Source organism: Amycolatopsis echigonensis, assembly GCF_014174495.1.
Lineage (GTDB): Bacteria > Actinomycetota > Actinomycetes > Mycobacteriales > Pseudonocardiaceae > Amycolatopsis > Amycolatopsis echigonensis.
The window spans coordinates 41,729-60,403 of the sequence record NZ_JACJHR010000004.1 but is presented as its reverse complement, the minus strand read 5'-3'; the positions used below and the strand labels follow the sequence as shown (position 1 = coordinate 60,403).

The following is an 18,675-nucleotide window of genomic DNA, read 5'->3' as shown; positions in this document are numbered from 1 at the left end:
TTTCAGCGCCCGCGGAACCGCGGGGCGCGTTTCTCGTCGCGGGCACGCTGGCTCTCGGCGAAATCTTCACTGCTCCAACAGGAATCGAAAAGCTGGTCGAGGCGGGGATCCCACCGCCGAGGCTCGAACAGCGACTCCAGCGCGGTCTTGGCGTACCGCAACGACAACGGCGCGAACTCCGCGATCTCCCGGGCCCACGCGGTCGCCTCGGCGTCCGTCCCTAGCCGGTCCGCCAGACCGCAGCCGAGTGCGCGTGCCGCGTCCAGCCGCTCGCAGCCGAGCAGCACTGCGCGCGCTGCTCCGCCGCCCGCCAGCAACGCCAGCCGCCGGACGGTCCACGGGTCCACCGCGAGCCCATTGCGGGCTGTCGGCACCGCGAAGACCGCGGTGTCGGCCGCCACGCGCAGGTCGCAGGCGATCGCGAGCTGTGTCCCGGCCCCGATCGCGGGACCGTTGACCGCCGCGATCACTGGTACCGGCGCGGCGGTGATGGCGTGCAGAGTCGCGTAGAGCGCGGTGCGGAACCCTTCGCCGTAGACACCGCCGAAGTCGGCACCGGCACAGAAGCTCGTGCCGGCACCGGTCACGACGATCGCGCGGGAGGTGTCCGCGAACTTCTCCACCGCCGCTCGCAGCGACTGCAGATGTTCGATGTCGAGAGCGTTGCGCTTCTCGTGGCGGTCGAGCACGATCCGCCCTACGCCGCCCTGTTCCTCGGTGGTGATCATCGCAGTGCCTCCCACACGGCAGCCGGGGACAGCGGCAGGTGGGTGACCCGGACGCCGAGAGCATCGGCAACGGCCCCGGCCAGCACCGCGTTCGGGCCGAGGGTGCCGCCCTCGCCGACTCCGCGTACCCCCAACGGGTTGTCCGCCGGATTCGACAGGTGGTCGATGACAAGGTCCGGGACCTCGGCGCTCGTGGGCATGAGGTAGTCCATCAGCGTTCCGGTGGACAGGTTCCCTGACTCGTCGTAGATCAGGTGCTCGTACAGCGCGCCGCCGATGCCCTGGGCGATCGACCCGGCGATCTGCCCCTCGACGATCTGCGGGTTGATCACCGTGCCCGCGTCCTCGACGCACACCCACTTGAGGATCCGGATTTCCCCGGTCGCCCGGTCGACTTCGACGACCGCGGCCTGCGCGCCCGCCGCGAACGCGCCCCGGATCGGGTCGTAGAACTCCGTCGCCTCCAGGCCTGGCTCGATGCCCTCGGGCAGTCGATTCGACTCGAGGTAGGCGACCCGGGCGACTTCGGCCAGCGTCCCGAGCGGCTTCGGCTCGCCCACGACCCTGACCTCGCCCGCCTTGATCTCGACATCGGCCGGGCCTACCTCGAACAACTCGCTCGCCAGCCGGATGATCTTCTCCCGCACCGACGTTCCGGCACGGTGGGCGGCCCCGCCCCCGATGACGGCCTGCCGCGAGGAAAACGCGCCGAACCCCCACAAGGATTCGTTCGTGTCGCCGATGCGCACCTCGACGTCCTCAAAGCGGACACCGACCGCATCTGCGACGATCTGCGCGACTGTCGTCTCCAAGCCCTGCCCCTGCGACGTGACTCCGGAAAGGACAGTGACGCGGCCATCGGGGTCGACCCGGACCGTGCAGGCGTCGTGTCCGGTGCGGAACGGCATCCGCGGCCCCGCGGCAGCAGCCCGGCCGAGGCCGGTCAGCTCGTTGTAGCAGGCCATGCCGAGCCCGATCGGATTCTTCCCTTCCTCTCGCCGCCGACCTTGCTCCACGAGGAAGTCGTCGTAGCCGATGGTGGCGATCGCCTTCTCGAGGCACTCGCCGTACCACCCGGAGTCGTCGACGAGCCGGGACGGCATCCGGTACGGGATCTCCGCCGGGGTGATCAGATTTCTTGTGCGGATGTCCAAAGAGGACATCCGCAGGGCGGCTGCGGCTTCGTCGAGCAGGGTTTCCATCGCGAAGACGCTCGCGGGGCGGGCGACGCCGCGATATGGCCCGGATGGCGACGTGTTGGTCGCGACGCCGCGGACGGTGCACCGGTAATTCCGCAGCCGGTACGGCCCAGACAGGAGCCCGCCGGCCATCAGCGGCTCGATGCCGGCTGTCCACGGGTAGACCGAATAGGCGCCCACGTTGCACGTGACGTCGGCGTCCAGCGCCACCAGCTCGCCGTCGGCGGTGAACCCCGCTCGCACCCGATACCGGTGGTCTCGGGCGTGCGTCGCGGCCAGGAGGTGCTCGGCACGGTCTTCGACCCACTTCACCGGGATGCCGGGCATCTGCTGTGCGACCAGGCAGACAGCGACGTCTTCGGGATAGAGCACCGCCTTGACGCCGAAACCGCCGCCGACATCGGGAGCGATGACCCGGATGGTGCCCTCGGGCAGGCCCAGCAGCTCGGCGAGCATGTTCCGCGCGATGTGCGGCACCTGGGTGCCGGACCAGAACGTCAGGCGCTCGCCGTCCCAGACCGCCGCCCCGGCTCGGCACTCCATCGGGTTTCCCGCGTGCCGGTTGGTCACCAACTCGCGCTCGATGACCAGATGGGCCTGCGCCAAGGCATCCGGCACCTCGCCGGTGTCGAAAGTGCGCTCCAGCAGGACGTTGTCCGGCGCGTCTGCGTGCACCGGCTCCTTCGGCGCCACCCATGCGGTGACCGTGGCGGGCAACGGCTCGTAGTCCACGTCGATCAGCTCGAGCGCGTCCTCGGCCTGATACCGGTCGTCTGCTACCACTACGGCCACCGGCTCACCGGCGAACCGCACCTTGTCCCGGGCCAGGATCGGCTGCTCGGTCTCCACATAGGACGGCAACGCGGACCTCGCACGGAGCCCGATCGCCGCGAACGCCGGGTGGTCGCCGCTGAACACCGCGCGCGCGGCGACGCCTAGTGCGGAGGTGTCGACGGACTTGATCCGGGCGTGGCCGTAGGGGCTGCGCAGGAACGCGAGGTGTCGCATCCTCGGCAGCTGCAGGTCGGAGACGTACCGGCCGCGGCCGGTCAGCAGCCGCGTGTCCTCTTTGCGGCGGAAGGCTCGTCCGACCGCGCGCCCGTCGTCGGGCTCGTCGTCGTGCGCGGTCATGGCATCGTGTACCCGCCGTTGACCGACACGATCTGCCCGGTGGTCCAGGACGACAGCGGCGAGGCCAACAGCAGGATGGTCGGGGTGATGTCGGCGGGCGTGCCCAGGCGGCGCAGCGGGTACGCGGAGAGGATCTTCTTCATCTTGGCCTCGTCCGCGTTGCCGGTGTGGGCGTCGAGGCTCTGGGTCTGCACGAGCGCGATCGAGACGGCGTTCGCACGGATCTTGTGCCGCGCCAGTTCTTTGGCCAGCGATTTGGTCAACCCGACGGTTGTCGAGCGGGTGGTCGCCGTGACGAGCAGCCGCGATTCGCCCACGCGGCCGGAGTCGCCCATCAGGCTGACGATCGACCCGCCGCCGTTCTCCGCCATCTGCCGAGCCACCGCCTGGGTGACGCGCAGCGTGCCCGCCACCGTCACCCCGATCTGCGGTGCCCAGTCCTCTTCGGTCGTCTCGAGGAACGGCTTGCTCTGGGTCGCGGCCGCGTTGTTGACCAGCACGTCGATCGACCCCATCTGGTCGGCGACCTCGGCCACCGCGCGCGTCACGGATTCGCCGTCCTGCAGGTTCGCGCCCACGGCGATCGACTTGACGCCCAGAGCAGCCGCCTCCTTCGCGCCTTGTTCCGCGCCGTCGGAGGAGGAGTTGTAGTGGAAGGCGACATTGGCGCCTTCCGCTGCGAACGCGAGCCCGATCGCACGGCCCAGGCCCTGCCCGGCACCGGTTACGAGGACGTTCTTGCCGCGGAGCTGAAGATCCATGGTCATTCCTTCTCGAGTGGGGTGAACCGGCGCTCGCCGTCCACGGTGATCAGGCGGCCGGGCGGGAAGTGCGCGGCGGCGACGAAATCGGGCTGGTCCGTGACGACCGCGACGAGGTCCGCGCGCACCTTCCGCGCGGCCACCGGGTCAAGGTCGAAGACGGCTTCCCATGCGGGATCCGTGAGTTCGACCGGGGAGTGCGCGACATCGCCGAGCAGCATCGCCCGTTCCCCTTCGCTCGACACCACGTAGACCGCAGTCCCCGGGGTGTGGCCGGGCAGGTGGCGGACGTCGAACCCCGGAGCGAGGGTGGTGTCGTGCTCGAACGTCTCCAGCCGCTCGGTGAGCGGGGAAAGCTTGCGCACCGCGCCTGGATCGGCGTCGGGACTCTCGACGAAGTGCGCCCAGTCGGCGCGGTGGACGCGGTAGGTCGCGTCCGGGAACACGACCTCGCCCTTCTTCGTGGCCCACCCCACGTGGTCGAAGTGCAGGTGGGTGAAGACGACGTCGGTGACGTCCCAGGGATCCACCCCAAGCGCACGCAGGCTCTCCAGAAACCGCCCGCCGTGGTACTTGTCGTTGTCGATCGTCCCGACACCCGCATCCACCAGGATGACCCGTTCCCCGGTCCGCACCAGGAAGCCGCCGAGCTCGAGCCGCAGGCGGCCGGACTCGTCGAGGAGATGCTCGTGACAGGACCACGCGTCCGACCGCCCCGGGTAGGTCAGCACCTCGCGGGCAGGCTCCTGGCCGTAGCCGTCGTAGACGGGTTCGACGCTCAGCGCCCCGACCTTCATCGGGCACCGTCCGGCACGACCAACGTGCGGATGCCGCGTCCGGCGGCCATTTCCGCCAGCGCAGCCTCCACATCGGACAGTTTGCCGTGCCCGGTCACCATCGCCGCCAAGTCGAGCCGGCCGTCCCGGATGTGGTCGAAGTAGCGCGGCAGGTCTCGGTTCGCGTCCAGCGAGCCGGCGACACAGCCCACCAGGGTTCGGGCGAAGTGGAACAGCTCCAAGGCACTGAAGCTGACCTGGTCGTCCTTTCCGCCGATGCCGACCACGCACGCGGTCCCGCCGCGCCGGGTCATTCCCCACGCGTCGCGGATCGTCCGCGAGGAACCCACGCAGTCGAAAGCGAAGTCGACGCCTTGCTTGTCGGTGAGCCCCCGGACGGTCTTCTTGGTGTCGTCGTCGGCTGGCACGAAGTGGTGCGCGCCGAGCGCGATCGCCAGACTCGCCTTGTCCTGATTGCGATCCACCGCGATGACATTCGCAGCGCCGGCGAGTCGGGCGCCCTGCACCGCGGCCAGTCCGACGCCGCCGAGGCCGACGACGAGCACCGACGAGCCGGTAGTGACGGCGGCGGTCTTCGTGACCGCGCCCACGCCAGTCGTGATGGCGCAGCCCAGCAAAGCGGCGTCTTCAGTGCTGATGTCGTCGGGCACCTTGACCGCGGCCGCGGACGGGACGACGGTCTGGTCGGCGAACGAGCCGACCGTCAGTCCGGGGTAGACCGGCTCACCCGACGAGTCCAGCGCGTAGGGCTCGGCACCCCGCGCGGACCCGTTGACGCACAAGTGCGGTTCGTTGCGCGCGCAGCTGACGCAGTGCCCGCACGGCGTGATCCACAGCAGGATGACGCGGTCGCCTTCCCGCAGGTCTGTGACGGCGGAACCGGTCTCCACGACGGTGCCGCAGGCTTCGTGCCCGAGCACCGCGGGCAACTGCTGGGCGAGCACGCCGCGGGCCAGCGACAGGTCGGAGTGGCAAACGCCAGTGGCGTCGATACGTACCCGGATGTCACCCGCCCCAACGTCCTTCAGCCGGATGCGTTCGACCTCCATCGGCTTGTCCGGCGACCGCAGCACGAGCGCGTTCACTTCGACCTGGTATCCGTCCGTCACAGCTGCACCGCCTTGATCTCGAGGACGTCTTCGATGCCGAAGTCGCCGATCTCCCGGCCGATGCCGGACTGCTTGTAGCCGCCGAAGGGGGCGCGCGGGTTGAACGGCGCCGCGTTGACGTCGATCTGGCCGGTGCGGATCCGGGCCGCCCAGTCCAGCGCCTGGTCGACGTCGCCGATCCACAGCGCGCCGCCGAGGCCGTAGATCGAGTCGTTGGCCAGCTCGATCGCGTGGTCGTCGGAGTCGGCCGGCAGGATCGACAGGACCGGGCCGAAGATCTCTTCCCTGGCGAGCCGTGAGGCGGGGTCGACCTCGCTGAAGACGGCTGGGGCGACGAAGTGTCCCTTGTCCGGAACCGGAAGGCTCCCCGTGACGAGCTTGCCGCCCTGCGGGTCGAGGAAGCTCTCGACCTCCTTGCGCTGCCCCGCCGAGATCAGCGGGCCGAGCCGGTCGCCGGGCATGTACTTGGCCGCCGCCGCGGCGGCGAGCTGCTCCACCTGCGCCAAGCGGGACGCCGGGACGATGAGTCGGGACAACGCCGTGCAGGTCTGGCCGCCGTTGAGGAAGCAGTTGGCCACGGTCACCTTGACCGCCTTCGCCAGCAGCTCGTCGGACACGTCCGAGAGCACTACGCTCGCGGACTTGCCGCCGAGTTCCAGGGTTACGCCCTTGACGGTCTCGGCCGCGGCCGCGGCGACCTGCCGCCCCACCGGCGTGGAGCCGGTGAAGGAGACGTGGTCGACGCCCGGGTGGCGAGACAGCAGGTCACCCACCACCCGACCGCCTCCGGTGACCAGGTTCAGCACCCCGGGCGGGAACTTGGCGGCCTCGAAAGCGCGTGCCAGCTCGAACGCGGTCAGCGGGGTGAGGGCGGCGGGCTTGAGCACCACTGTGCAGCCGGCCGCGATCGCCGGAACGACCTTCACGATCACCTGGTGCAGCGGGAGATTCCACGGCGTCACCGCCGCGACGACGCCGACCGGCTCGCGCAGGATCACCGAGTTGTCGCGCTGGGCGCGGAAGGGGAATTCCGCGAGGGCGTCCGCCGTGCGGGCGATGACGGCGAGCGGCACGTCCACGTGCAGCTTCCGTGCCAGCGGCAGCGGTGAGCCTTGTTCGCGGTTGATGAGGCCGGCGAAGGCGTCGGCCCGGTCCGCGAGGACGTCCTTCAGGCGGCGTAGCGCCGCCACCCGGTCTTCGACCGGCGTGGCCGCCCACTTCGGGAAGGCCGCGCGGGCGGCGCTCACCGCCTGGTCGACGTCGAACTCGGTCCCCTGGGTCACTACACCGGTGATTTCCTCGGTGGCCGGGTTCTCGACTTCGCTGTCGTCGCCGTGGCCGGCGACCCAGTCGCCGCCGATGTAGAGCGCGGGTTCGCGGATCAGCTCGTCCGTCACAGGACCGCCTCCTCGGGGTAGGTCCGGCCGGTTGCGACCGGAAACGACAGGTTGATCACTACGGGCGGGGACGCCGACGGGGCACCGGAGCGGCCGCGGTTGCGCAACACCAGGATCCCGGCCAGGAGCGCGATCAGTCCGCCGACGACGGGCAGCGCGCGCTTGGCGATCAGGCCGCCCATGCTCGAGAAGACATCGAGCGCTTCGACCTCGTCGGCGGGAGCGGCGGCGCGGGCCGCGGCAGGCGCCTCGGTCGACGCGGAGCCCGGGGCGAACTCGGCTTCCAGCCGTCGCACGAACTGGCCGATCAGCTTGTTCGTGACGTCCGAGATGACTCCCCGGCCGAACTGGGCGACCCGCCCGGACAAGTCGAGCTCGGTGCGGACGTCGACCTTGGTTCCCGACCCCTGTTCGGCCAGGCTCATGGTCACCGTCGCCGCGGCGTTGCCTTGCCCGCCCGCGTCTTTGCCTTCGGCACGGACCACCGCTCGGTGCGCTTTGTCGTCCTTCTCGGCGAACCGGGCGGTTCCCCGGTACTGCGCCGACACGGGGCCGACCTTGATCTTGACCCCGCCGCGGTACACGCCGTCCTCCACGCCCTGCAGCGAGGCGCCCGGCAGGCACGGTGCGACGCGTTCCAGATCGGTCAGCACCCGCCAGGCTTCATCGACCGGCAGATTGACCGTGAAGGTGTTGGAGAGCTCCACCTGAACCACCTTACTAATTAACGTTAGTTTGCATGCTACGGGCAGCCGGATGCCAGGTCAATGACGCGAGGCCCCTCAGCCGGCCGGCGTCGGCAACTGCTTCTGCAGAAGGAACCGCATGATCTTGCCCGAGCCTGTGCGCGGGATCGACTCGATCTCGAAGACGCCTGCCGGGACCTTGAACTTCGACAGTTCGCGGGCGCATCGGCCCAAGAGCGCGTCGACGTCCAGCTTTCCCGGTTCTTCCGGGACGACGAACGCCACCGGCACCTCGCCGAGATCGGGGTGCTCACGCGCCACCACGGCGGCATCGCGGACCTCGTCCGCTTTGAGCAGCACGGCTTCGACCTCGGCCGGGTAGATATTCTCCCCGCCCCGGATGATGAGCTCCTTGGTCCGGCCGCTGATGGTCAGGAAGCCGTTGGCATCGCGCCTGCCCAAGTCTCCGGTCCGGTACCAGCCGTCCTGGAGCACTTCGGCGGTGGCCTCGTCGAGGTTGTGATAGCCGCGCATCACATTCGGTCCGCTGACCCACAGCTCGCCTTCTTCGCCTACGCCGACATCGCGACCGCTCACCGGGTCCACCAGGCGCACCCCGATCCCCGGCATCGGCAGCCCGCACGAGCCGAGCACACGCCCGCCGTCGGGGGTGTTCATGGTGACCATCGTCGAGGTCTCGGTGATGCCGTAGCCCTCCAGCAGCTTGACTCCGAACACCTCCTCGAATTCGGCGTTCAGGGCAGCGGGCAGGATCGCCCCGGCGGACAGGCACAGCCGCAGTCCTTCGGCATCGACCGTGCGTTCCCGGGCGGAGTGCACGAGGTACTGGAACATGGTCGGCACCCCGGGCAGGATGGTGAAGTCCTCCGTGGCCAGCAAATCGAGCACCCGGCCGGGCGAGAATTTGGGCAGGATGCGTTCGGTCGCGCCCGTCGCGAACACTCCCAGCACGCACAGGACCAGCGCGTAGGAATGGAACAGCGGCAAGGGACACAGCACCCGGTCCTGTTCGGACATTCCGGCGATCGGGGCCCAGCACGCGGCCACCACCCACAGGCAGCCGCGCTGCGTGAGCACAACACCCTTGGGCCGACCGGTGGTCCCGGAGGTGTAAAGCATCCACGCGGCGTCGTCCAGTCCCAGGTCGTCGCGCGGCGGGCCGGCAGGCTCGGTGGTGGCCAGTTCCTCGTACGACCGCGCGTCCTCGACCCGGCCCGGCCGGACCACGAGAACCATCGCGCCCCGGAGGCGGCCGAGCTCGCGGGCGTGCGCGAGGTGGGCCCGGTCGGTGATGATGACCGAGGCGCCGGAGTCGACGAGCATGTGCTCGATCTCCGCGGGAGCGGCATCGGCGTTCACACAGACGCCGACCAGCGAAGCCCGGGTCGTCATGAGGTAGGCCTCGGCGATATCCGCACTGTTGTCCAGGTAGATCAGCACGCGATCACCCCGGGCAATGCCCGCGCTGACCAGGTGACCGGCCACCCGGCGGGTGCGGTCGGCGAGGTCCTGGTAGCTGACTGAACGACGGTCGTCGCTGAAAACGATCTTGTCGCCCCACCGCGCAGCCTGCTCGACGAGCAGCTGCGGCACGGGACGGATCAGCTCGACTCTGAGCATGAGCACTCCTGACGGGACAAGTTACTAACTAATGCTCGTTAGTTTTGAGAGGGTAGCGCTGCCCTTCTCACTGCACAAGGGGTCGGCCGGGAGAGTCGGACCGAGGGCCGGTCAGCTCAGGCCGGCGACGCGGAGCGCATAGCGGCTGTAGGTTTCGGCGACGGCTTCGGCCGACTGCGGGCCGTCCTCCCGGAACCACCGGGCGATGCTCACGCACATTTCGAGGATGCCGAATGCGGCCAAGGTGGGCTCCGGTTCTGTGAACCGGCCTTCGCGGACGCCCTCCTCGATGAGGTCGCGGATGGCACCGGCATGGCGGCGGCGCAGCTCGAGCACCTCCGAGCGCACTGGTTCTTCCAAGCTGTCGACGTCGCGGTTGACGATGATCGCCTCACGGCGGTGGGTGGCGTGCCGCAATGCATAGACACGCGCTGCCCGACGCAGCCGTTCCACCACGTCGCCGACGCTGTGCACCGCCTGCTCGTAATCCGCCCACACCTGCTCGGTGGTGTCGGCGATGATGTCCCGCAGCAGGTCCTGCTTCGACTTCATGTGGTTGTAGAGGCTCGGCGTGCGGATGCCCAAGACGTCCGCGATCTGGCTCAGTGCGGTGCCGTGGTACCCCCGCTCGGCGAACAACGTCAGCGCGGCCTCCCGAACCGCACCCGGGCTCACGGTCGCCTTGGTCTCGCTTCGCCCCGCCGACGTCTTGGAACTCACCATCTCATGATGACAGGGCCGCCGCCCGCACCCGTCCTCCGGGCACCCCCCGCAGGCACCCCGTGGTCATCGGCATGTCCCGGATCCGCCTGTGAGCGACGTGCAGCCACAGGTATAGGTCAGCGATCGCGTCGATCGGGTCGACCGCGCTGGTGGCCCCGGTGCCGCACGTCGCTACCACTCACCAGGCGACGGGAACCGGTGCGGACCGCCGGGTGGTGGCGCCGATCTACCGGGCCGAGATGGTGTACCGGATCCGGCAACTGAGCAGTACCCGCGGCTGCTGGAAATCGCGGTGGTGGCGCGCAACCCGGTTAGAGAGGTCGTCTCCTACGTGCAGGACAACACGTCCGAGCCGCTGACGGTGACCGATATGGCGTAACGGGTTTCGCTCAGCCCGTCGGCGTTTTCGCACCTCTTCTGTGAGGTGACGGGGAAATCGCCGTACCAGTTCGCGAAGGAGATGCGGCTCAACCGCGTCCGTGACCTGTTGATCGGAGGAACGCTGAGTGTCACGCAGGCTCACGATTCGGGGGCGACCCCGCGCGTATTCCGATCTTCGCCCCGCCGGGATTGGACGCATCGCCCAAGCCGGGCTGCTCGAGCAGTGCGCACAGCACATCGTCGGCTGAATGACCGGGTGCCTACAGTTCGCACACTTCTCAAGCCGTCCGCCCGGAGGTCGTCCGATGAGCAGCGAAGAAGCGGGCCGAACCCGCGCCCCGTCGACAGAGGCGTTGGGCAGATCAGCCGCGACCGTCTCAGTCGGGTCCATGTTCCACCGGATGCCGCTGTCGCGGGTCCACATCAAGATCGGAATCGCACTCTACGCCGCTCTCGCCATCGAGTCGTGGGAAATGCTGAGCCTGACCTACATCGCCCCCGCGGTGGAGGCCGGACTGCGCGTCACCGCAGCGCAGTTGGGACTCGTCATCTCCGCGCTCTTCTTCGGCATGATCCCCGGAGCCCTCGCCTGGGGGCCGATTTCCGACCGGATCGGCAGGCGCGCGACCTGCACGTGGAGTCTCGCCGGGTACGGCGTAGTCACCCTGGTCGGCAGCTTCTCCCCCAATTACGAAATGCTTCTCGTGACGCGGGCCGTGGCGGGTTTCCTTTTCGCCGGCATCCTGACCATCACGTTCCCCTACTTCGAAGAGCTGCTGCCGGTACGGCATCGCGGCCGGCTCACCGTGTACCTGGCAGCGGGCTGGCCGCTCGGCATGCTCCTCGCCGTCGGCATCACCGCGCTGCTCGGCACGCACGAATGGCGCGGCGTCATCATCGCGAGCGCGGTCGCCAGCCTGTGGGTGCTCGTCATCCGCCGTTGGGTGCCGGAGTCCCCGTACTGGCTCGTCCAGCGCGGCCGCCAGGACGAGGCGCTGACGACCCTGCGGCGGCTCGGCGCCGCGGACGCGGAGAACCTCAGCGCGCAGTCCTTGTCCGTCCCCGAGGTGCGGGCGGGTTCGTTCGCGGCACTGTTCCGGGGACGGCTCGGCCGGATCACTGTTTTGCAGCTGGTCGTGAATTTCCTGTTCTCCTGGGGATACTGGGGCCTGCAGACGTGGCTGCCGACCCTGCTCGAACAGCGCGGTCTGTCCGCATCCTCGAGCCTGGGGTTCGCCGCGATCAGCGCGGTGTTCATGATTCCCGGGTACGTCAGCGCTTCCTGGCTCACCGGCAGGTACGGCCGCAAAAAGATCTTCGTCGGCTACGTCCTCGCTGCCGCGGCCGGCGGATTCTACTTCGCGAACGCCAGTACGCTTGCCGAGTTGTACATCGGCAGCTTCGTGTTGTCGTTCTTCAGCCTTGGCGCATGGGGGGTTTGGGACACCTGGGTCGGCGAGATCTATCCGTCGCCGGTACGGGGCTTGGGCTACAGCGTCGGCTTCTGCGGCCAGCGCGTCGCGAACACGATCGCGCCCAGCGTGGTCGGGATTCTCCTGGCACACGCGAGCGGATTCTCCTCGACTGTTCTTTTCATCGACCTTTTCCTCGTCGCGACAGCAGTTTTCGCCGTGGTGATACCCGAAACGGAAGGGCGGGAGCTCGCGTAGCGGTCGCACGCGATACAGCACTGTGAGCCTGTCACCGCACTGCCTCCCGGCGAGTGCGGTGACAGGCTCGTCCTCAGCCGCGCAGCTTCGCCAATCGACACGCGAGCTGGACCGCGAGCCGCTCGTCCGGGTCGTCGAGATCCGCGGACAGCACGCTCTTCGCCCGGGAGATCCGGTTCACGACGGTGTTGCGATGGACTCCGAGGATTTCGGCCGTCACGGTCGGAGAGGACTCGTTGTCCAGGAACACTTCGAGGGTGCTGAGCAGCTCCTCTTGCCGGTCGATCTCGAGCACCGGGCGCAGCAGGCTGCGCGCGAGGTCGCGGGACTCCTCGGAGCTGTACCAGCCGACCAAGATCCGTTGCAGGCCGACCTCGTCGATGTGCTGCACGCCGCTGCGGGATCCGGCCCCCTGGGCGATAGTCATCGCCTCGTGGGCTTCGGCCAGGCTGCGTTTCAGTCCCTGCAGTCCGAGATACGGCCGGCCGATCCCGGCATAAACCCTGAGGTGGTCCCGTTTTTCCAGAAAACGTCGTACTGCCTGGCGGACCGCCGCGGTGTCGTGCGCGAAACTCGCGGCCGGTGGCTCCACAAGCCGTACGGTCCAGGTCGTCCATCCGTCGGAGCGTTCGACGAGGGGACCGTCGAAGCCGGCCTCCGCCAAGAGCGCCCGCACCGGATCGGTGAGCGCCAGGATCTGCATCGAGTCGACGGGCCCGGCGATCCGCAGATGCACGGCGGTGGCCCAGCCGTCGGTGATCCACCCTAGCGTGGCGACCTGCTGTACCAGCGCTGCGGACGGGCGGCCGGCGGTGGCGATGATGGCGTTGAGCACGCCGAGACGAGCGCGGGCGTCGCGTTCCTGTTCGAGCCGGTCAGAAATCAGCCGATTGGCGACGTAACTGCTGCCGATCTTCAGCAACGACCGGGCCGCGCTGGTGCGCACCTCGCCCGGCGCCTCCAGCTCGGCGACGATCCAGAAGCTCGGCCGTTCGCCGCTGGCCAGCGTCACCGGCTGGGTGACGCGGTGGGTTGTGCCGACCACAGTGGACAGTTGGACGTTGACCTGGTCTTTGCGGAGCAAGGGCGGCGTCAGAGGATCCCCGGCGAGCAGCTCGCCCTCCGCGGCGACGAGCGACACCTGCGCGCCGAGAGCCTGCCGCACGACGTCCAGGACGCCCGCGACCCCGCTGCTGGGGGACAGATGGGCCAGCTTGTCCACCGCGTCCACGATCACCCTGGCCAGCACGCGTTGCGGCGCTTCGACCAGCTCCCTCAGCGCGTCGGCCAGCTCGAGTACAGTGTCGTCGGTCTCGACCAGCGCGACCCCGCTGCGGTCGGCCAGACGGCAGCTGGCGATGCCCGGCGGCTGTTCCGGAGAAACGACAACGAGCATGATCGCGCCTGCCTCGCCCATCCAGCGCAGGGTGACGTCCACCAAGTACGTGTCGAGAGCGAGTTCACGACCGTCCAGCAGGACGATGGCGCCGGCAAAGCCGCCTTCGCGCGAACGTCCGGCAGGAGCGATCAGCACGCGGGTCGCACGCCGGTCGAGGGCGGACTCGCCACCGAGGAGAGTGGCCGCGGCCAGCCGGCCCCACCTGAGCACCTCGCCGAGACAGACGCCCGGTCCGTCCGGATCGCGCTGCGATGCGACGGTGCCGCTTCCGGCATCCCCATTCATCGAATCGTCCCGTTCAGCGGAGCGAAATCGACGTAGTAACCGAAGGCGGCAGGCCCGACCACGTCGAGGAACCCTTCGCGGTTCCACTGTTCGGCACAAGGCAAGCCCAGCACCGTGACCCGCTCGCCGTAGCTCAGCGACTCCGTGGTGACCGGTTCCGCCGTGTCGTGGTCGAGCATGCAGATGAGATCGGGCGGCGTCACGACGGGGAGCCCGTCCTCGATCGCGAGCAGAAGCTCGTTCTGCATCTCGATCCGCATCGTGCAGGTCGGATCGACGAACCCCTCGATCGTCACCGTGCCGCGGGCGAAGCCGGTCGTCGTCCGCCGGTCCAGGTCGATGATCTTCCCCTCGAAGACCTTCCGGCCTCCGGTGAACTCGAGGAACTCCTGCCACGCGCCGTTCTCCCGGCGCTGGATCGCGCGCAGCAACCGGCCGATCGTGCTGCAGTACTCCAGCGAGTCGGGGATCGCGGTCGCCTTCGCCTGGGCGACGGTCATCGGGTACGAGGCCAAGGCGTTCGCCAGCCCGAGCATCATCGCCGAGCCGCGGACCAGTCGTTCGCCCACCTGGTTCGTGATCGCCTCGAAGGTGATCTTGTTGCCCTTCTCGTCCGCGAGGCTCATCGGGGACGCGCTGATGCCGCCGAGGGTGAACGTGGTCATCTCGATCTGCGGGAAAGTGCGTCGCATCCCGTCCGCGTCCACGCAAGGAACGCCCAGTTCGACGGCCACCGCCAGCGGGATCAGCGTGTTCATCCCGCCTGCCTCGACCGGCATGATGCCGTCGACCTTGCGGCCGAGGTACGACGAGAGAGCGCGCACCGCGGCGATGAACTCCCGGCCGGCGGGGATTTTCTCGACGATGGCCGTGGACGCGCCCACTACCCCGACCGTGACCAGCTGCGCGTCGTCCGGGAACTCGTCGAGTTTGGCGACGGTGACCGGCCCGTAGTCGTCGATGGCCTGCTCCGCGATGAGCCTCGCGAGGGCCGGGTCTCCCCCGCCGCCGTTGCCCAGCAACGTGGCGCCGAGCGTCAACTCGTCCAACTCCGGTTTGCCGAGCTGCCTCATGGCACGTCCTTCCCCGGGCGACGATCCGAAGATTACGAGGACACCGTAAGCCCGGCGACCAGCAATCTGCTCAACCGGAATCCGGATTATTGTGCGTTCCGCACAATGGCTGCGCGTACCCACAAGCGTCCTCTCTCGGCGGCTCACCTGCCCGGCCAGTCACTCCGCGACGAGGGAGCGCCCAGGCATCCCGGCACTTCAGCCGGGTGGCCGCTGCCGGCGAGGTGCGTGGGATCAGCCTCTCTTGGACCGCGCCAGCCGGTGCCGGTCCGGGGCGAACGGGGCGAGCAGCGGATCGGATTCGCCGGTCACGATCTGCCTGCTCAGCAGCTGCCCGGTAATCGGTCCGAGGGTGATCCCGAGCATCGCGTGGCCAGCCGCGACGTAGATCGGCGCCCGCGTCGGCAGGCGTCCGACGACCGGCAGTCCGTCCGGGGTGAGGGGTCGCAACCCGCTCCAGGCCCGGGGAGCGCGGACCGGCCAGCGGGGGAAGTACGCGCGCATCGCGTTGGCGACACCGGCCGCGCGACGGTGATCGATCTCGCTGTTCTCCGCCCCGAACTCCATCGTTCCGGCAAGACGGATCCCCTGGTCCAACGGCGTCACGGCGACCTTGTGGTCGCTCAGGTACACGGCATGGCCGAGGGTGAACGGCGCTGGACGGTAGTCGAATCCGTAGCCCTTCCCGCCGCGGATGCGGACCGGCTTCGTCACCATCGCGGTGAGTGCGCGAGTGCCGACACCGGCAGCCAGCACCAAAGCACCGGTGGACAAGGAGACGCCGCCCGCGGTCAGGCGCACGCACCCGACGCCTTCGGCGATCTGCGTCACGGGGGCATGAAGACGCAGCCGCACACCGGCTTGCGCGCACGCGGCCGCCAATCCGTCGACCAGGGAAGAAGGGGCGACGTGTTGGTCGCCGCGGCACAGAATGCCACCGACGACGCCCTGGCCCGCCTCCGGCTCCAGCTCCCGGACTTCCCTGCCGGCAAGCAACTCCGCGCCCGGCAGGCCGAGCTTCTCCATGACTGTGAGGTCGTCGAGATGAGACTGAATGCCGTGCTCCTCGACGAAGAGCAGCAGGACGCCGCGGGCGTGCCGCTCGAAGTCCACGCCGAGCCGGACGAGTTCGTCGAATGCCGCGACCGCGCCGACCGCGAGCGACGCGGTCGCCGCCAGCCCCCGCCGATAGGCCGCGGGACGGGCAGCGAAGAGCATGCGGGCAAGGAAAGAGACGTACCCGGCGGACGGTTCCAGTCCGATCTTGAGGGCGCCTTCTCTGCGGCCGAACCACTTCGCTGCGGCACGAAGCGCTGCCGGAGAAGGCACTGGCTCGCTCATCGAAGGCACAACCCAGCCCGCGTTGTTGCGCGAGGCGCCCGCACCGATGCCGCCGCGGTCGATGACTTCCACGCTCGCGCCGGCCTGAGCCAGGAACAGAGCCGTGGAGAGGCCGACCGCGCCGGCGCCGACAACCGTGACGTCCGGCCGGTTCACCACGGGATCCGCCGTCCCACCCCGGCACCGCTCGCGCGGTCGAGAATCGCCGCGGTGACCGCGGCGTCCTGAATTCCGACGCCGACGGTGTTGTAGTAGGTCCACTCCGCGTCGGGCGGGCGCGTGAAACCCTGGGTGAGCGCTTCCCCCAGAGTCGTGATCCGGTCGAGTCCGAGCACGCCCGCGGCGATTGCGTGCTTGACCGGGCCTGCGTGCTCGAGGGCAGTCGGGGCATCGTCGACGACCACGGCGGACCGGGCAACGATGTCGTCGCCGACCTCGCGCCGGTTCGGCCCGAAGGAGCCGACGCTGATCACCGTCGCACCGGCCGCGAGCCAGTCCGCTTCCAGCACCGGCGTGAGGCTCGTGGTACAAGTGATCACGAGGCCCGCACCGGCGACAGCCTCGCGACCTGACCGGCACGCCGTGATCCGGTCCGAAATGGTGCCGGGTTCCAGATGCGGCGCCCACACGCGAACCTCGGCGCCGGGGTAACGGCGCCTGATCGCGTCCGCGTGCGCGCGACCTTGGGTTCCGTAGCCGATGACCGCCACCGCCTCGGGCGGCGGGGTAAGGGTCTGGGCTGCCAGCAGCGACGCAGCGACCGTGCGCAGTTTCGTGACTGCCTCGCCGTTCACCAGCGCGGCGGGACGCCCGGTCACTGCGTCGAGGGCGACTACCATCGCGTGAATGGTCGGCAATCCGCGGGCGACGTTGGCGGGCACGACGCAACCAATCTTCGCGACCACCCCCGCGTCGAGAGATTGCCTTGCCACGTAAGCGAACGCGGTGTCGCCATGGGTCCCTTCGGAAAGGATCCGGGGCGCGAGGAACGCTTGCCCCGCGGCCAATGCGGTGAACGCCGCACGCTGCGTATCGACGGCCTCCTCCACCGAGAGAAGGCCGTCGACTTCGCTGGCCGTCAGCAGCAGCAGGTCGGATACGTCGGGTAGTTGAGTCACCTCCCCAGCCTGACCGAGCCGCCGATACGCCCCAATGGGCGTTCGGTCCAACGACCTCCGGCGAAGCAGTGCGAAGTGCCCATCGTCGGCGAGCGCGGCCGGGTTCTACCGTCCCTGCCAACGATTCTTCGCAGGACAGCTCGGGAAGGAACACTCGCGACATGCGAAAACTCGCACTGGACGCGCTCGATCAGCTGACGCTGGGCGCGACCCTCCTCGGCACCGGCGGCGGAGGTGATCCGTTCATCGCCAAGCTCATGGTCGAGCAGGCGATCAACGACCACGGTCCCATCGACATCGTGGGCCTCGACGAACTTCCCGCCGCGGCGCAGCTGGCGACCGTGGCGGTCGTCGGCGCGCCGACGGTCATCATCGAAAAGATCCCGTCCGGCAGCGAATTCGCCGATGCGGTGCGCGCGCTCGTCTCCTATCTGGGGCGCGACATCGACGCGATCATGCCGGTCGAGGTCGGCGGCATGAACACCTTGATTCCGCTGGCCGTCGCCGCCGAACTCGGCGTTCCCTGCGTGGACGCCGACGGCATGCGCCGCGCTTTCCCGCAGATCGAGATGACCACGTTCACCCTGGCCGGCCTGTCCGCTTCTCCGATGAGCCTCGCGGACGAGAAGGGCAACCGGATCGCGTTCGAGACTGTCTCGAACCAAGTCGGCGAGAAACTGGTCCGCGGCTCCGCCATGATGCTCGGCCTCGCGAACGCGCTGGCCGCCTATCCGATGACAGTCGCCGAAGCGCGCGACGCGGCCGTGTGGGGTTCGATGCAGTTCTGCAGCGAGATCGGCGGTCTCCTGCGCGCGGTGCAGCGCCAGGAAGACGGAAGCTGGGACCGGTTCCTGGACTTCGCCGACGGCCGGGTCGTGTTCGACGGCAAGATCATCGACCTCGACCGGCGGACCACGACCGGCTTCGCGCGCGGCACGGTCACCGTCGAGGACTTCGCCGACCCGAGCCGGACGCTCCGGATCGAAATCCAGAACGAACTGCTGCTCGCGATCGAGAACGGCCGTCCGGTCGTCACGCCGCCGGACCTGATCTGCATGCTCGATTTCGAGACGGCCGAGCCGATCACCACCGAGAGCCTCGCCTACGGCCAGCGAGTGCGTGTCCTCGGCTTGCCCTGCGCCGACGGCTGGAAGCGCGACGGGATGCTCGACATCGTCGGTCCAGCTGCCTTCGGCTACGACGTCGACTACGTCCCCCTGAAAGGTTGAGCCGCCC

General features: G+C 69.0%; 15 protein-coding genes. 2 read left to right on the top strand and 13 right to left on the bottom strand.

From position 1 onward, the window contains the following. Nucleotides 1-2 precede the first annotated feature (2 nt). The 9 genes from H5411_RS04305 to H5411_RS04265 all read right to left on the bottom strand — a co-directional run bounded on the left by H5411_RS04305 (nt 3) and on the right by H5411_RS04265 (nt 10,172). A complete protein-coding gene (locus H5411_RS04305; protein ID WP_020661361.1) occupies nt 3-728 on the bottom strand; it encodes an enoyl-CoA hydratase in 726 nt (241 codons plus the stop codon). Next, nucleotides 725-3,058: a xanthine dehydrogenase family protein molybdopterin-binding subunit gene (locus tag H5411_RS04300; protein WP_101438521.1), complete on the bottom strand. Its 2,334-nt coding sequence runs from the start codon at nt 3,056-3,058 to the stop codon at nt 725-727. The genes H5411_RS04305 and H5411_RS04300 overlap by 4 nt, the downstream gene beginning before the upstream one ends. Continuing rightward, complete coding sequence (locus tag H5411_RS04295) at nt 3,055-3,819, bottom strand: SDR family NAD(P)-dependent oxidoreductase (RefSeq protein WP_037817657.1); 765 nt, start codon at nt 3,817-3,819, stop codon at nt 3,055-3,057. Before H5411_RS04295 ends, H5411_RS04300 begins: the two co-directional genes overlap by 4 nt. A 2-nt stretch (nt 3,820-3,821) precedes the next feature. Further along, nucleotides 3,822-4,616 (bottom strand): MBL fold metallo-hydrolase, encoded by a 795-nt coding sequence (locus H5411_RS04290; RefSeq protein ID WP_020661364.1) that lies wholly within the window; start codon nt 4,614-4,616, stop codon nt 3,822-3,824. Continuing rightward, a complete protein-coding gene (locus H5411_RS04285; protein ID WP_037817659.1) occupies nt 4,613-5,725 on the bottom strand; it encodes a zinc-binding dehydrogenase in 1,113 nt (370 codons plus the stop codon). The genes H5411_RS04290 and H5411_RS04285 overlap by 4 nt, the downstream gene beginning before the upstream one ends. Then, on the bottom strand, nt 5,722-7,122 hold the full coding sequence (locus tag H5411_RS04280) for an aldehyde dehydrogenase family protein (protein ID WP_101438520.1): 1,401 nt from the start codon (nt 7,120-7,122) through the stop codon (nt 5,722-5,724). Before H5411_RS04280 ends, H5411_RS04285 begins: the two co-directional genes overlap by 4 nt. Further along, complete coding sequence (locus H5411_RS04275; protein ID WP_101438519.1) at nt 7,119-7,829, bottom strand: SRPBCC family protein; 711 nt, start codon at nt 7,827-7,829, stop codon at nt 7,119-7,121. Before H5411_RS04275 ends, H5411_RS04280 begins: the two co-directional genes overlap by 4 nt. Before the next feature lie 75 nt (nt 7,830-7,904). Beyond that, complete coding sequence (locus tag H5411_RS04270; RefSeq protein ID WP_101438518.1) at nt 7,905-9,449, bottom strand: class I adenylate-forming enzyme family protein; 1,545 nt, start codon at nt 9,447-9,449, stop codon at nt 7,905-7,907. A 111-nt stretch (nt 9,450-9,560) separates the two neighbouring features. After that, the gene (locus H5411_RS04265) at nt 9,561-10,172 is read right to left on the bottom strand and encodes a TetR/AcrR family transcriptional regulator (protein WP_037817664.1); all 612 of its coding nucleotides are present in this window, start codon (nt 10,170-10,172) and stop codon (nt 9,561-9,563) included. Between the two features lie 686 nt (nt 10,173-10,858). On the opposite strand from H5411_RS04265, the gene H5411_RS04260 reads away from it, so the two are divergent. After that, nucleotides 10,859-12,223: an MFS transporter gene (locus H5411_RS04260; protein WP_134667157.1), complete on the top strand. Its 1,365-nt coding sequence runs from the start codon at nt 10,859-10,861 to the stop codon at nt 12,221-12,223. A 73-nt stretch (nt 12,224-12,296) separates the two neighbouring features. Here H5411_RS04260 and H5411_RS04255 read toward each other — a convergent pair whose 3' ends face one another. From H5411_RS04255 to H5411_RS04240, 4 genes are all read right to left on the bottom strand, one after another. Then, a complete protein-coding gene (locus tag H5411_RS04255; RefSeq protein WP_134667159.1) occupies nt 12,297-13,907 on the bottom strand; it encodes a PucR family transcriptional regulator in 1,611 nt (536 codons plus the stop codon). Further along, complete coding sequence (locus H5411_RS04250; RefSeq protein WP_037817668.1) at nt 13,904-14,980, bottom strand: DUF917 domain-containing protein; 1,077 nt, start codon at nt 14,978-14,980, stop codon at nt 13,904-13,906. Before H5411_RS04250 ends, H5411_RS04255 begins: the two co-directional genes overlap by 4 nt. A 234-nt stretch (nt 14,981-15,214) precedes the next feature. Continuing rightward, nucleotides 15,215-16,477, bottom strand: a complete 1,263-nt coding sequence (locus tag H5411_RS04245; protein ID WP_051729380.1) for an NAD(P)/FAD-dependent oxidoreductase — start codon at nt 16,475-16,477, stop codon at nt 15,215-15,217. Beyond that, the gene (locus H5411_RS04240; RefSeq protein WP_183123012.1) at nt 16,474-17,439 is read right to left on the bottom strand and encodes an ornithine cyclodeaminase family protein; all 966 of its coding nucleotides are present in this window, start codon (nt 17,437-17,439) and stop codon (nt 16,474-16,476) included. The genes H5411_RS04245 and H5411_RS04240 overlap by 4 nt, the downstream gene beginning before the upstream one ends. 161 nt (nt 17,440-17,600) lie before the next feature. Here H5411_RS04240 and H5411_RS04235 point away from each other — a divergent pair, with 161 nt between their 5' ends. Next, nucleotides 17,601-18,668 (top strand): DUF917 domain-containing protein, encoded by a 1,068-nt coding sequence (locus H5411_RS04235; protein WP_020661376.1) that lies wholly within the window; start codon nt 17,601-17,603, stop codon nt 18,666-18,668. The last annotated feature ends 7 nt before the right edge of the window (nt 18,669-18,675 follow it).